13 protein-coding genes and 2 tRNA genes are annotated in these 13,219 nt (G+C 51.3%); 9 read left to right on the top strand and 6 right to left on the bottom strand.

Annotated features, from left to right (window positions below; all coding sequences use genetic code 11):
• The first annotated feature begins 108 nt into the window (after positions 1 to 108).
• The 3 genes from selD to ACYAC5_RS10780 are packed head-to-tail and all read left to right on the top strand — an operon-like array spanning position 109 to position 3,392.
• Complete coding sequence (gene selD / locus ACYAC5_RS10790) at positions 109 to 1,152, top strand: selenide, water dikinase SelD (protein WP_217546479.1); 1,044 nt, start codon at positions 109 to 111, stop codon at positions 1,150 to 1,152.
• 21 nt (positions 1,153 to 1,173) lie between these two features.
• Positions 1,174 to 3,096 carry a DNA topoisomerase III gene (locus tag ACYAC5_RS10785; RefSeq protein WP_309834438.1) on the top strand — a complete coding sequence of 641 codons (1,923 nt, stop codon included), beginning with the start codon at positions 1,174 to 1,176 and terminating at the stop codon, positions 3,094 to 3,096.
• Positions 3,096 to 3,392, top strand: coding sequence for a YnjH family protein (locus tag ACYAC5_RS10780; protein ID WP_309834440.1), 297 nt, complete (start codon positions 3,096 to 3,098; stop codon positions 3,390 to 3,392). Before ACYAC5_RS10785 ends, ACYAC5_RS10780 begins: the two co-directional genes overlap by 1 nt.
• Before the next feature lie 32 nt (positions 3,393 to 3,424).
• On the opposite strand, the gene xthA is transcribed toward ACYAC5_RS10780, so the two are convergent.
• The 5 genes from xthA to ACYAC5_RS10755 form a co-directional block, all read right to left on the bottom strand.
• Complete coding sequence (xthA, locus tag ACYAC5_RS10775; RefSeq protein ID WP_192234037.1) at positions 3,425 to 4,231, bottom strand: exodeoxyribonuclease III; 807 nt, start codon at positions 4,229 to 4,231, stop codon at positions 3,425 to 3,427.
• 125 nt (positions 4,232 to 4,356) lie between these two features.
• Positions 4,357 to 4,441: transfer RNA gene (locus ACYAC5_RS10770), tRNA-Tyr, on the bottom strand.
• Between the two features lie 42 nt (positions 4,442 to 4,483).
• Positions 4,484 to 4,568: transfer RNA gene (locus tag ACYAC5_RS10765), tRNA-Tyr, on the bottom strand.
• Between the two features lie 144 nt (positions 4,569 to 4,712).
• Entirely contained in the window at positions 4,713 to 5,561 is an 849-nt protein-coding gene (gene purU / locus ACYAC5_RS10760) for a formyltetrahydrofolate deformylase (protein ID WP_101764236.1), read from the bottom strand.
• Between the two features lie 57 nt (positions 5,562 to 5,618).
• Positions 5,619 to 6,074, bottom strand: coding sequence for a YchJ family metal-binding protein (locus ACYAC5_RS10755; RefSeq protein WP_101764237.1), 456 nt, complete (start codon positions 6,072 to 6,074; stop codon positions 5,619 to 5,621).
• Positions 6,075 to 6,170: 96 nt separating this feature from the next.
• Between ACYAC5_RS10755 and rssA the strand changes: the two genes are divergently transcribed.
• From rssA to ACYAC5_RS10730, 5 genes are all read left to right on the top strand, one after another.
• Positions 6,171 to 7,076 (top strand): patatin-like phospholipase RssA, encoded by a 906-nt coding sequence (gene rssA, locus ACYAC5_RS10750; RefSeq protein ID WP_101764238.1) that lies wholly within the window; start codon positions 6,171 to 6,173, stop codon positions 7,074 to 7,076.
• 102 nt (positions 7,077 to 7,178) lie between these two features.
• Entirely contained in the window at positions 7,179 to 8,195 is a 1,017-nt protein-coding gene (gene rssB, locus ACYAC5_RS10745) for a two-component system response regulator RssB (protein ID WP_101764239.1), read from the top strand.
• A 194-nt stretch (positions 8,196 to 8,389) separates the two neighbouring features.
• On the top strand, positions 8,390 to 9,298 hold the full coding sequence (galU, locus tag ACYAC5_RS10740) for a UTP--glucose-1-phosphate uridylyltransferase GalU (protein ID WP_101764240.1): 909 nt from the start codon (positions 8,390 to 8,392) through the stop codon (positions 9,296 to 9,298).
• Positions 9,299 to 9,321: 23 nt separating this feature from the next.
• Positions 9,322 to 10,665 carry a UDP-glucose dehydrogenase family protein gene (locus tag ACYAC5_RS10735; RefSeq protein ID WP_462061719.1) on the top strand — a complete coding sequence of 448 codons (1,344 nt, stop codon included), beginning with the start codon at positions 9,322 to 9,324 and terminating at the stop codon, positions 10,663 to 10,665.
• A gap of 10 nt (positions 10,666 to 10,675) precedes the next feature.
• Positions 10,676 to 11,683: an NAD-dependent epimerase gene (locus tag ACYAC5_RS10730; RefSeq protein WP_462061718.1), complete on the top strand. Its 1,008-nt coding sequence runs from the start codon at positions 10,676 to 10,678 to the stop codon at positions 11,681 to 11,683.
• Between the two features lie 95 nt (positions 11,684 to 11,778).
• Here ACYAC5_RS10730 and hns read toward each other — a convergent pair whose 3' ends face one another.
• Positions 11,779 to 12,186 (bottom strand): histone-like nucleoid-structuring protein H-NS, encoded by a 408-nt coding sequence (hns, locus tag ACYAC5_RS10725; RefSeq protein WP_101764243.1) that lies wholly within the window; start codon positions 12,184 to 12,186, stop codon positions 11,779 to 11,781.
• A gap of 402 nt (positions 12,187 to 12,588) precedes the next feature.
• On the opposite strand from hns, the gene tdk reads away from it, so the two are divergent.
• Positions 12,589 to 13,209, top strand: coding sequence for a thymidine kinase (tdk, locus tag ACYAC5_RS10720; RefSeq protein ID WP_101764244.1), 621 nt, complete (start codon positions 12,589 to 12,591; stop codon positions 13,207 to 13,209).
• Positions 13,210 to 13,219 lie beyond the last annotated feature (10 nt).

The raw sequence follows: 13,219 nt of genomic DNA, 5'->3' as shown, positions 1-13,219 counted from the left end.
ATTGCACAGAGCCTGTGCGAAAGATCGAGGTTAGGTCGTGCAACACTTACTCCCAACTAACAGCCAGGCTAACATAGCGCCTTCTGTTCATCGCATAAGGAAGTCGCCATGAGTGAACCTGTTCGTTTAACGCAATACAGCCACGGTGCGGGTTGTGGGTGCAAAATTTCGCCGCAGGTGTTGGAAACCATTCTGCGCAGTGAGCTCAGTCCGTTTCACGATCCGCAACTGCTGGTTGGCAATGAAACGCGTGATGATGCTGCAGTCTACGATCTCGGCAACGGTACTGCGGTGGTAAGCACCACCGACTTCTTTATGCCGATCGTCGACGATCCTTTTACCTTTGGTCGTATCGCCGCCACTAACGCCATCAGTGATATCTACGCCATGGGCGGGAAACCCATCATGGCGATCGCTATATTAGGCTGGCCGGTGAATCTACTGAGTCCGGAAGTGGCGCAGCAGGTGGTCGAGGGCGGGCGTGCCGCTTGTCAGGCGGCGGGAATCGCCCTGGCGGGCGGCCATTCGATTGATGCGCCAGAGCCGATCTTCGGCCTGGCCGTAACCGGTATCGTCGATGTGGCGCGGGTGAAAAAGAACAGCGCGGCGCAGGCCGGTTGTCAGCTTTTCCTCACCAAACCATTAGGCATTGGCATTCTCACTACCGCGGAGAAAAAAGGCCTGCTGCGGCCTGAACACCGTTCGCTGGCTGCCGATGTGATGTGCCAGCTGAATAAAGCCGGAGCGGAGTTCGCCAAACTGGCGGGCATCAGCGCGATGACCGATGTCACCGGTTTTGGCTTGCTCGGCCATTTAAGTGAAATCTGCCAGGGTTCAGGATTGCGTGCCGAAGTGATTGCAGCGCAGGTACCGCGCCTGGCGGGCGTCGATGACTATATCGCTGCGGGAGCGGTGCCCGGTGGCACCAGCCGCAACTTCGCCAGCTATGGCGAGCAGGTTTCACCCTTAGATGATGCCACCCGCGCGTTGCTGTGCGATCCACAAACCTCCGGTGGTCTGCTAGTGGCGGTTCAACCCAGCGCCATTGAGGCATTCCAGCGCTGCGCCTCTGCAGCAGGCGTGCAAGCAACGTCGATTGGCGAACTGTTTGCCGCTAGAGCCGATCGTCCACTGATTACCGTAGTTACCTGACGTTAAGGAACGACGCCATCCATGCGTTTGTTTATTGCCGAAAAACCCAGCTTAGCGCGTGCGATTGCCGACGTGTTGCCAAAACCGCATCGACGCGGAGACGGCTATATTGCCTGCGGGAATGACCAGGTTGTGACCTGGTGTGTTGGGCACCTGCTGGAGCAGGCGCAGCCCGACAGTTATGACAGCCGCTATGCGCGCTGGAATCTGGCTGATTTACCGATTATTCCGGAAAAATGGCGCTTGCAGCCACGTCCATCCGTGGCTAAGCAGTTAAAAGTGATTGAAGGCCTGCTGCAACAAGCCAGCATGGTGGTGCATGCGGGTGACCCCGATCGTGAAGGCCAACTGCTGGTGGATGAAGTGCTGGATTATCTGCAGCTCGCACCAGAGAAACGCAAAGCGGTGCAGCGCTGCCTGATTAACGATCTTAATGCCTCGGCGGTTGAACGTGCGGTTGGGCGCCTACGTGAGAACCGCGAATTCATTCCGCTGTGTGTGTCTGCGTTAGCGCGTGCGCGCGCCGACTGGCTGTACGGCATCAACATGACGCGCGCCTTTACCTTGCTGGGCCGTAACGCCGGTTACGACGGCGTGCTGTCGGTTGGCCGCGTGCAGACGCCGGTGCTGGGTTTAGTGGTGCGCCGCGATGAAGAGATCGAAAACTTTATCCCTAAGGACTATTTCGAAGTTAAAGCGCACATCGTCACGCCAAAAGACGAGCGTTTTGTCGCGACATGGGTGCCAAGCGATGCTTGCGAGCCGTGGCAGGATGAAGAGGGGCGTTTGCTGCATCGTCCGCTGGCGGATCACGTGCTTGAGCGCATTAATGGTAAGCCGGCGCTGGTCACCGGATATAACGACAAACGTGAATCCGATACCGCACCGCTGCTATTTTCGCTTTCTGGCCTGCAGATCGAAGCCGGTAAGCGCTTTGGCCTCAGCGCGCAGAACGTACTGGATTGCTGTCAGCGGCTGTATGAAACCCATAAGCTGATCACCTACCCGCGTTCCGATAGCCGCTATCTGCCCGATGAGCACTTTGCCGGACGCCATGCGGTGCTGAACGCCATTCAGGCGCATCAGCCCAATCTGACACCGCCAGCGGATTTCAATCCCGATCAGAAGAACCGCTGCTGGGACGACAAAAAGGTCGATGCGCACCATGCCATCATTCCCACTGCGCGTGCCAGTAAGGTTAGTCTGACCGAAAATGAGGCCAATATTTACGGATTGATCGCCCGCCAGTATCTAATGCAGTTTTGCCCGGATGCGGTGTTCCGCAAATGCGTTATTGATCTTGATATCGGCGGCGGAAAATTTATCGCCAAAGCGCGTTTTCTGGCCGAAGCCGGCTGGCGTGCGCTGCTTGGCAGCAAAGAGCGTGACGAGGAGAACGATGGCACGCCGCTGCCGGTCGTCGCTAAAGGTGATGAGCTGCTGTGCGAGCGCGGCGAAGTGCTGGCGAAGCAGACGCAACCGCCGCGTCCGTTTACCGATGCGACGCTATTGTCTGCGATGACCGGCATCGCCCGCTTTGTGCAGGATAAAGAATTAAAGAAAGTGCTGCGTGCAACCGATGGTTTAGGTACGGAAGCGACGCGTGCGGGCATTATCGAATTGCTGTTCCGCCGCACTTTCCTGGTGAAAAAAGGCCGTTATATTCATTCGACGGATGCGGGCAGGGCGTTGATCCATGCACTGCCAGAAATGGCCGCCCGGCCCGATATGACGGCGCAATGGGAATCGACGCTTACCCGGATTAGCGAGAAGTCTTGTCGCTATGATGAGTTTATGCAGCCGCTGGTCAGCACCTTGATTGGGCTGATTGGTGAAGCACGCCAGCGACCGTCGTTACAGGCCTTTCGCGGATTGACAGCGCCTGGGGCCAAAAAGAAAGCCAAACCGAAAACGGCTCGTCGCAAAACCAAGGAGACAGAGTGATGCGTTATGCAATGATGTTGCTGGGCGGATTGTTGTTATGCAGCACCTCGGCGCTGGCCAACCGCCAGCCGGAAAACAATCGTATGGGCAATACCGATGTGGTGGTGGATCTGCCGCCAGAAGTGTGGACACAAGGGCAAAACAATCGTCAGAGCAGTTGCATGCAGTGCTGTACCTATGAGAACCGCAGTTATTCTGAAGGTGCGGTAGTCAAAGCGGAAGGCGTGTTATTGCAGTGCGGCAGGGATGAGAAGGTATTGGGAACCAATCCGCTTATCTGGAAGATCATCAAATAAAAGCGCGTGGCGCTAGACGCCACGCTGCTTCATCACAGCTTAAATGTCGACCAAACCGGGGCGTGATCCGACGGTTTCTCCATGCTGCGGATATCGTAATCGATGCCACTCTCAATACAGCGCGAGGCGAGCGGCTGGCTCGCCAGCAGCAGATCGATGCGCAGACCACGATTGTCGTCAAAGCCTTTCGAGCGGTAATCAAACCATGAGAAACGATCGTTGGTTTCCGGGAACTTATCGCGCCAGGTATCAACCAAACCCCACTTAAGCAAGCGATCCATCCACTCGCGCTCTTCAGGCAGGAACGAGCATTTTCCGGTACGCAGCCAGCGCTTACGATTATCTTCACCAATGCCGATGTCAAAATCGGTGCTGCTGATGTTCATGTCGCCCATGATCAATACCGGTTTATCCACGGCTAGCTGTTGCTCAAGATAACTTTGCAGATCGCGATAAAACTTCTCTTTCGCCGGGAACTTGGTGGGATGGTCGCGGCTTTCACCCTGCGGAAAATAACCGTTGATCACCGTGATATCGCCAATCGGACTCGGGATTTCCGCCATGATCAAACGACGCTGTGCATCTTCCTCATCGCCAGGGAAACCACGGTAGACGTTGACAGGCTCAGCTTTGGTCAGCAGCGCGACGCCGTAATGACCTTTCTGTCCGTGATAAAACACGTGATAACCCAGTTTGCTGACGTCTTCGAGCGGGAACATATCGTCATGCACTTTGGTTTCCTGCAAGCCGATGACATCGGGTTGATGCTGTTCAACCAGCGCGGCTAATTGATGAGGACGCGCACGCAAGCCGTTGATGTTGAAAGAGACAAATTTCATTTCGCTGCCATTTTTATCCGCAAAAGTATGGCGCGATGGTAACGAGTTTTTGGGCAAAAGTCATGATGATAAGCGGGAGAAAACAGCGATTAAAACGAAAGAAGAATACGAAGGAGAACATGTGATGGTGGTGGGAGAAGGATTCGAACCTTCGAAGTCTGTGACGGCAGATTTACAGTCTGCTCCCTTTGGCCGCTCGGGAATCCCACCGGGGATATTTCATATTGTGGCTTCAGGCAGAGACGATTCAGATGGTGGTGGGAGAAGGATTCGAACCTTCGAAGTCTGTGACGGCAGATTTACAGTCTGCTCCCTTTGGCCGCTCGGGAATCCCACCACTGGCCTGAATCATTGCGTCTTAAAGCGGGGCGCATCATAACAAATGCGCTCGGTCTGTAAAGCGCCGTCACTGAAAATAAAAACTGTTTGCCCACTTTTTATGCGTGGCGCTGAAGAGTTGTGCAGTTCAGCGCCGAAGTGGTTAAAGAATGATCGTGCGGTTGCCGTAAACGAACACGCGCTGGCCTAACACTTTATACAGTGCGCGGCTCAACACATTCTTCTCAACGTCTCGTCCTGCACGCATCATCTCTTCTGCGGTGTAGCTATGATCGACGTTGATCACGTCCTGCATGATAATTGGACCTTCATCGAGGTTATCGTTCACGTAGTGCGCGGTGGCGCCGATGATTTTCACGCCGCGCTCATAAGCCTGATGATACGGACGCGCGCCAATGAACGCCGGCAAGAAGGAGTGGTGAATATTGATGATCTGGTTTGGATAACGTTGCACAAAGGCGGGCGTCAACACGCGCATATATTTTGCCAGCACCACATAATCAGGCTGATAACGGTCAATTTCATCCGCCATGCGGTTGTCGTGCTCTTCACGCGTGTGGCCTTCGTGGCTCACCATCACAAACGGAATATCGAAACGTTCAACCAGTGAACGCAGCGTTTCGTGGTTACCGATGACTGCAGCAATCTCCATATCCAGACCGCCAAACGCGCTTTTCATTAGCAGATCGCCCAGGCAATGCGCCTCTTTGGTCACCAGAATCACGACACGGCGACGACCGGCACTTTGCAGTTCACGCACTGAACCGACGGGTAGCGCGCTATCGAGATCGGCCAGCAAGGTATTGTCGTTGAAAATGCCTTCCAGCTCGGTGCGCATGAAAAAGCGTCCGGTGCGGTGATCGACAAACTCATTGTTCTGCACAATGTTGAGTTCGTGCTTGTAGCAAATGTTGGTGATCTTGGCGATCAAACCTTTCGCATCAGGGCAAATGGTTCGTAAAACTTTTCGTTGGATGGTTTGCGCTTGCATCTCGATCAGAGTCCTGTCAAAGCGATGAATGGTAAAGCCGTTGTGTATCTGTCCAGATTACCCACAACATTTTTTGTATTTTTTATCGGCGCCACAAGGACAGCGATCGTTACGTCCCAACTCAGGCGTTGTTCCGTCGACATAGTACCAGCGTTGATCCTCGCGAAGAAAGCGCGAACATTCATAGATGGCTGAAGTGCGGCCTTTTTCGAGGTAACGCGCAAAAAACGTCACGAAGGCTTCATTCTCATGGCTTCCATGATTACAACGAGTTACATTCAAGCCCAGCCATTCAGTACCGGCAAAACTTTCGGATAATAACGTCTCAAGGTCGGCCACGCGTTTACTGGAGTGCCAGGTTTTCGCCAGCCACGCGGCATCTTTCACGACGTAGGCGGTGTAGCGTGAGCGCATTAATTGTTCCGCGCTGGACGGGTTCGCTTGGCCATTCAGAAAGGGTTGGCAACATACGCTATACTCCTTTCCGCTGCAGCAAGGGCACTTTTCAGACACGTCATCTCCTGGAAGTGATTAAAGTAAATTTAAGCGTGCGCTATGGTAGCCGACTGTCAGGCGTGATGCTACGTACCATGCCAATCATGAGGTGAGATGAGAAAGGTCAGGATTGGGCTGGCACTGGGTTCAGGTGCTGCCAAAGGTTGGTCCCACATCGGCGTGATCAATGCGCTGGAACGCGCAGGGATTGAAATCGATGTGGTGGCCGGATGTTCTGTTGGCGCGTTGGTCGGTTCGGCTTACGTGAATGGACGGCTGGGCGTGATGGAGAAGTGGGTGAGTGCATTCCGTTATTGGGATGTCATTCGATTAATGGACCTGTCGTGGCAGCGCGGTGGTTTATTGCGCGGCGACCGGGTGTTTAGCCACATCCGCCAGCTGATTCCCAACGACCTCATCGATGAGTGCGATAAGCCATTTGGCGTCGTCGCGACCAATCTCAGTACCGGACGAGAAGTGTGGTTGACCGAAGGCGATTTGCATCAAGCTGTGCGTGCGTCCTGTAGTATGCCAGGCTTATTGCCACCCATTGCTTACAATGGATACTGGTTGGTGGATGGCGCGGTGGTGAATCCCGTGCCGATCTCATTAACCCGCGCATTGGGTGCTGACATCGTTATCGCCGTGGATTTACAGCATGACGCACATCTGATGCAACAGGATTTATTGTCAGTTACGCCGCAGAGCGGTGAAGAAGCGGCGGCAGTAGAAGCGCTGAGCTGGGGAAAGAAACTGCGTCAACGCCTGATTGGCCTGACGCATCGCCGTGCTAATCAAACGCCGGGTGCGATGGAGATTATGTCGACATCAATCCAGGTTCTGGAAAATCGCCTGAAACGTAACCGCATGGCGGGCGATCCGCCGGATGTGCTGATTCAGCCGTTTTGTCCACAAATTTCCACACTGGACTTCCATCGTGCAGAAGAAGCCATTGCGGCTGGCAAGGCCGCCGTTGAGAAAAAAATGGATGAACTATTACCGCTGGTCCGTGGCAGATAGTCAGGTTGTTCATTCACAGGTGTTGCGACTTCAGCCAATTCTGAAAGGCGCAACGGCATTTTATGAACCACTATTGAATTATCTGGTACGCAGGGGGAGAGAATGGAAAAACCGCTAATCGGCAAAAAGATACTCATTGTCGAAGATGAGGTCGTTTTCCGTTCATTGATAGACAACTTATTAACCAGCTTAGGTGCAACAACGCTTGAGGCAGGTGATGGTGTTGATGGCTTAACCTTGTTGTCGGCGCAGTCAGTGGATCTGGTTATTTGCGATCTTGAAATGCCGCGTATGGGCGGTATCCCGTTCGTTGAGCGTCTTCGCACGCGCGGCAACAATGTGCCCATTCTGATTATCTCCGCCACACAAAATATGGCGGACATTGCGCATGTGTTGCGTTTGGGCGTGCAGGACGTATTGCTAAAACCGCTCAAAAATATGGAACGTTTCCGTGAAGCGGTGTTTGAGTGTCTCTATCCATCAATGTTTACCTCCAAAGTCGAGGAGGATGAACAACTGTTTCAGGATTGGGATGCGCTGGTCAGCGATCCGCTGGCGGCATCTAAATTACTTAAACAGCTCCAGCCGCCGGTGCAGCAAACCATTGCCAATTGCCGTATCAATTACCGTCAGCTCACCATGGCGGAACAGCCGGGCTTAGTACTGGATATCGCGGCGCTGTCAGATAACGATTTGGCATTCTATTGCCTTGATGTAACGCGCGCTGGCGATAATGGCGTGTTAGCCGCGCTGTTACTGCGCGCACTGTTCAATGGTTTGCTGCAGGAGCAGCTCTCCGGCCAGAAGCAGCGACTGCCTGAGTTGAATGGGCTGCTGCGTCAGGTCAACATGCTGTTAAGGCAGGCGAATCTGAGCGGGCAGTTCCCATTGCTGGTGGGCTATTATCATCGCCAGTTAAAAAACCTAATCCTGGTTTCAGCAGGGCTCAACGCGACGTTGCATGTCAATACTCATCAAATCCAACTCAGTAATGGTGTGCCGCTTGGTACTATGGGCAGCACTCATCTTAATCAAATCAGCCAACGTGCCGACGCCTGGCAGTGTCATATTTGGGGCGCCGGAGGCAGGTTACGTTTGATGCTATCAGCCGAAGAATAACCGGTTAGATTTAATTTTTCCGTGGGTTAAAGACAGGACCAGGAGCAAGCTTTACACTTGGGTAATAGTCCTAAATTCCGTGGATTAACTTCTTCCAGGATAATTCCACCTGATAGTAACTGATATACTCATTTCGTTTTTAAACCGACATATCAAGTATTAACTTGAACGGCCTATTAAGAGAGGTATTTTTGATGTCTGCCTATAAGACTAAAGTTAAAAAAGCGGTAATCCCAGTTGCAGGCCTCGGCACGCGTATGCTGCCTGCGACCAAAGCTATTCCAAAAGAGATGTTACCGTTGGTCGATAAGCCGTTGATCCAGTATGTCGTGAATGAGTGCATTGCAGCAGGCATTAACGAGATTGTGCTGGTTACGCACTCTTCTAAAAACGCCATCGAAAACCACTTTGATACCAGTTTTGAGCTGGAATCTATGCTGGAAAAACGTGTTAAGCGTCAGCTGCTGGACGAAATCCAGTCAATCTGCCCTCCACACGTCACCATCATGCAGGTTCGTCAGGGTATCGCGAAAGGTCTGGGCCACGCAGTAATGTGCGCACATCCACTGATTGGTGATGAGCCGTTCGCCGTAATCCTGCCAGACGTAATCATCGACGAATACGAATCTGATCCAACCAAAGACAACCTGGCAGAGATGCTGGCTCGTTACGAAGAGAGCGGCCGCAGCCAGATCATGGTCGAGCCGGTTGCTGATGTAACCGCTTACGGTGTAGTTGATTGCCAGGGTGCTGAACTCTCTGCAGGTCAGAGCGCGCCAATGGTTGGCGTGGTTGAGAAGCCTAAAGCTTCAGAAGCTCCATCAAACCTGGCCGTTGTGGGACGTTACGTGTTGTCTGCTGAAATCTGGCCGCTGCTGGCGAAAACGCCTCCAGGTGCAGGTGGCGAAGTTCAGCTGACTGATTCCATTGCGATGCTGATGGAAAAAGAGACCGTTGAAGCTTATCACCTGAACGGTGTCAGCCATGACTGCGGTAACAAACTGGGTTACATGCAAGCGTTTGTTGAGTACGGCGTTCGCCATCCAGTGCTGGGTAAAGATTTCACCCAGTGGCTTGAAGGCGCGGTAGGCAACAAAAAGTAACTCAATAAACACAGGATAATTCAATGAAAGTCACTGTATTTGGTATCGGCTATGTCGGTCTGGTTCAGGCTGCGGTGTTGGCCGAAGTCGGACATGACGTTCTCTGCATTGATGTCGACGAAAAGAAAGTCGAGAACTTAAAGAAAGGCAATATTCCGATCTTTGAACCAGGCCTGACGCCGCTTGTTATGTCTAATTACGAGTCGGGTCGCCTGAAGTTCAGTACGAATGCGGAAGAAGGCGTTAATCATGGCGTGATGCAGTTTATCGCCGTGGGTACGCCACCGGATGAAGACGGTTCTGCCGATCTGAAGTATGTGACTGCCGTTGCGCGCACGATTGCGCAGCACATGAACGATCACAAAGTTGTTATCGACAAATCTACTGTACCAGTGGGTACCGCAGATCGCGTGCGAGCGGTAATGACGGAAACCCTGCAAAAGCGTGATGCAAACATCGCCTTTGACGTGGTTTCAAACCCGGAATTCCTCAAAGAAGGTGCGGCAGTCAATGACTGCATGCGTCCTGAACGTATCGTTGTCGGTACCGATAATGATGAAGTGGTTGAGTTGTTACGCGAGCTTTACGAGCCGTTCAACCGTAATCATGATCGTATGATTTTGATGGACATTCGTAGTGCAGAGCTGACCAAATATGCGGCTAACTGCATGCTGGCAACCAAAATCAGCTTCATGAACGAGATCTCTAACCTGGCAGAACGTCTGGGAGCCGACGTCGAGAAAGTTCGCCAGGGTATTGGTTCAGATTCACGTATTGGTTATCACTTCATCTATCCAGGCTGCGGCTATGGCGGTTCTTGTTTCCCGAAAGACGTGCAGGCGCTGATTCGCACTGCTGAGTCAATTGGTTACACTCCGCGTCTACTGCAGGCGGTTGAAGACGTCAACGATTCACAGAAGAACAAGCTGCCAACCTTTATCAAACGCCATTTTGGCGACGATCTGCGCGGCAAAACCTTTGCTCTGTGGGGACTGGCGTTCAAACCGAACACTGACGATATGCGTGAAGCCTCCAGCCGCGTGCTGATGGAGACGCTGTGGGAAGCAGGGGCAACGGTTCAGGCGTTCGACCCAGAAGCGATGGACGAAGCGCAACGCATTTACGGCCATCGTAACGATCTGAAGTTGATGGGTACCAAGGAAGCAGCGCTGCAGGGTGCGGATGGCTTAGTGATCTGTACTGAGTGGCAAAACTTCCGTGCGCCAGACTTTGACGTCATCAAAAGTGCGTTAAAAGAACCCGTGATTTTTGATGGTCGTAACCTGTATGATCCTGAGCGTATCAGCAAGCGCGGTTTCATGTACTATGCAATCGGCCGCGGAGCGTCAATTAAAATCGTAGAATAATGAGGGATGTATGAAGTTTCTGGTCACCGGCGCGGCAGGTTTTATTGGATTTCACGTCAGTCAGCGTTTGCTGGCCGCTGGTCACCAGGTTGTCGGTATCGATAATCTGAATGACTATTATGATGTCAGCCTAAAACAGGCTCGTTTAGACCAGAACACCCAACATCCTGATTTTATTTTCGTAAAAATGGACCTGGCGGATCGCCAGGCCATTTCCTCTTTATTCGCTGAGCACGCGTTTGAACGCGTTATTCATTTGGGCGCTCAAGCCGGCGTGCGTTATTCAATCGAAAATCCCCATGCTTATGCCGAAGCAAATCTAATCGGCCACCTCAATATTCTTGAAGGTTGCCGTCATCATAAAATCGGCCACCTTTTGTATGCCTCATCCAGTTCAGTTTATGGCCTGAATCGCAAAATGCCTTTTTCAACGGACGATTCCGTTGACCATCCGGTTTCACTTTATGCGGCCACAAAAAAAGCCAACGAATTGATGTCGCATACCTATTCACACCTTTATCAATTGCCCACTACGGGATTACGTTTCTTCACCGTGTATGGCCCATGGGGCCGTCCGGATATGGCATTGTTCAAATTTACACGCGCGATGTTAGCGGGTGAGCAAATTGACGTCTATAACAACGGACAAATGACGCGTGACTTTACGTATATCGATGATATTGCTGAAGCAATCGTGCGCTTGCAGGATGTGATTCCTCAACCGGATGAAAAGTGGACGGTGGAAGCAGGTTCTCCCGCCAGCAGCTCGGCTCCTTACCGCGTTTACAACATTGGTAATAGCCAGCCGACCAGCTTAATGACGTATATTGAGTCGCTGGAAAAAGCATTGGGCATTGAAGCGAAAAAAAATATGCTGCTCATGCAACCTGGCGACGTACTGGGTACCAGCGCTGACACGCAACCTTTGTACGACGCGATCAATTTCCGTCCTCAAACTAGCGTAGAGCAAGGTGTGCAGCATTTTGTTGATTGGTATCGCCGCTTCTATCAACAATAATTAAGCATGAAAAAAGGAAGCCATTGGCTTCCTTTTTCTTACCTGGTCAAAGTGAATTAGCGATGAACTAATTACAATGCTGAGCGCTGGAATGATTACAGTAGGAAATCGTCCAGTTGTTTACCTTGTTCTTCAATTGCTTTTTTAATCACAGCAGGAGTGCGGCCCTGGCCAGTCCAGGTACGGTTTTCACCGTTTTCATCAACGTAAGAATATTTAGCTGGACGCGCAGCGCGCTTAGCTTTGCCCGGAACTTTCGTTTCAGATAATGCCTGTAACAGATCATTTGGGTCAATACCATCGGCAATTAGCATCTCGCGGTATTGTTCAAGTTTGCGTGTGCGTTCTGCATTTTCCGCTTGTGCATGAGTATCATCTTCACGACGCTCATTGACCACAACTTCGAGTTTTTCTAGCATCTCTTCCAATGTTTCCAGAGAGCATTCCCGAGCTTGTGCGCGCAATGTACGGATATTATTAAGAATTTTAAGTGCTTCGCTCATTGTCCTAATCTCAAAATATAATAAATGGGAGTTGTTCTGCCGACTCATAATAATGGTGCAAAAAAATAACTGCAATAGCCAGATTTAAAAGCAAAACGTAAAAATAAAAAAGAAGGGCAGATTGATAACGCTCTTCAGAATATATTTACTTATTTGGTAATCTTTTCTAACTTGCTGACCAGGCTGAACGCTAATCCTGACGCTTCGGCTTTAATTTAAATGAATAAAATATCGGCGTAATCGCTATTTTGTCAAAACGTGCTTTCTTTCTATAGTGACTGTGATATCCATCTTAATGGTGATGTTATTTTGAGCAGATGATAAAAATAATGCATCGCTACAGCTATACAGGTTTATGGTAAACTGCGCCGCAACAGATATAGGCTGCGATGAGATTTTCTAATGGCTCAACTTTATTTTTATTACTCTGCGATGAATGCGGGTAAATCAACGGCTTTGCTACAGTCTTCTTATAATTATCATGAACGTGGTATGCGATCGTTGGTTTATACCGCCGAGATCGACAACCGCTTTGGTGCAGGCAAAGTCAGTTCACGTATCGGGCTTTCGTCTCCTGCATTTTTATATAACGATGAGACAAAGCTCGATGAGGAAATAGCTGCAGAGCATGCGAAGCAACCCGTGCATTGCGTGTTGGTCGATGAAAGCCAGTTCCTTACGCGCGAACAGGTCAAAGCATTATCTGATGTTGTCGACAATCTGGATATTCCGGTGCTTTGCTATGGCCTGCGCACAGATTTCCGTGGAGAGCTGTTTGTTGGCAGCCAATATTTACTGGCATGGGCGGATAAGCTGGTTGAGCTTAAAACCATCTGCCACTGTGGCAGAAAAGCCAGCATGGTGCTTCGTCTTGATGCAAAGGGTAAACCTTTCAGCGAAGGCGAGCAGGTGGTGATTGGTGGCAATGAGCGTTATATATCGGTCTGCCGTAAACACTATAAGCAGGCAATCGATGAGGGTTCACTTCAGGCGATATATGGCTCACAATCGCCGCAGGTTTAACTCATCAGCA

It is taken from the genome of Pantoea sp. y20 (assembly GCF_054903455.1).
The sequence above is the reverse complement of the archived record's forward strand: the minus strand, read 5'-3'. Positions and strand labels throughout refer to the sequence as shown.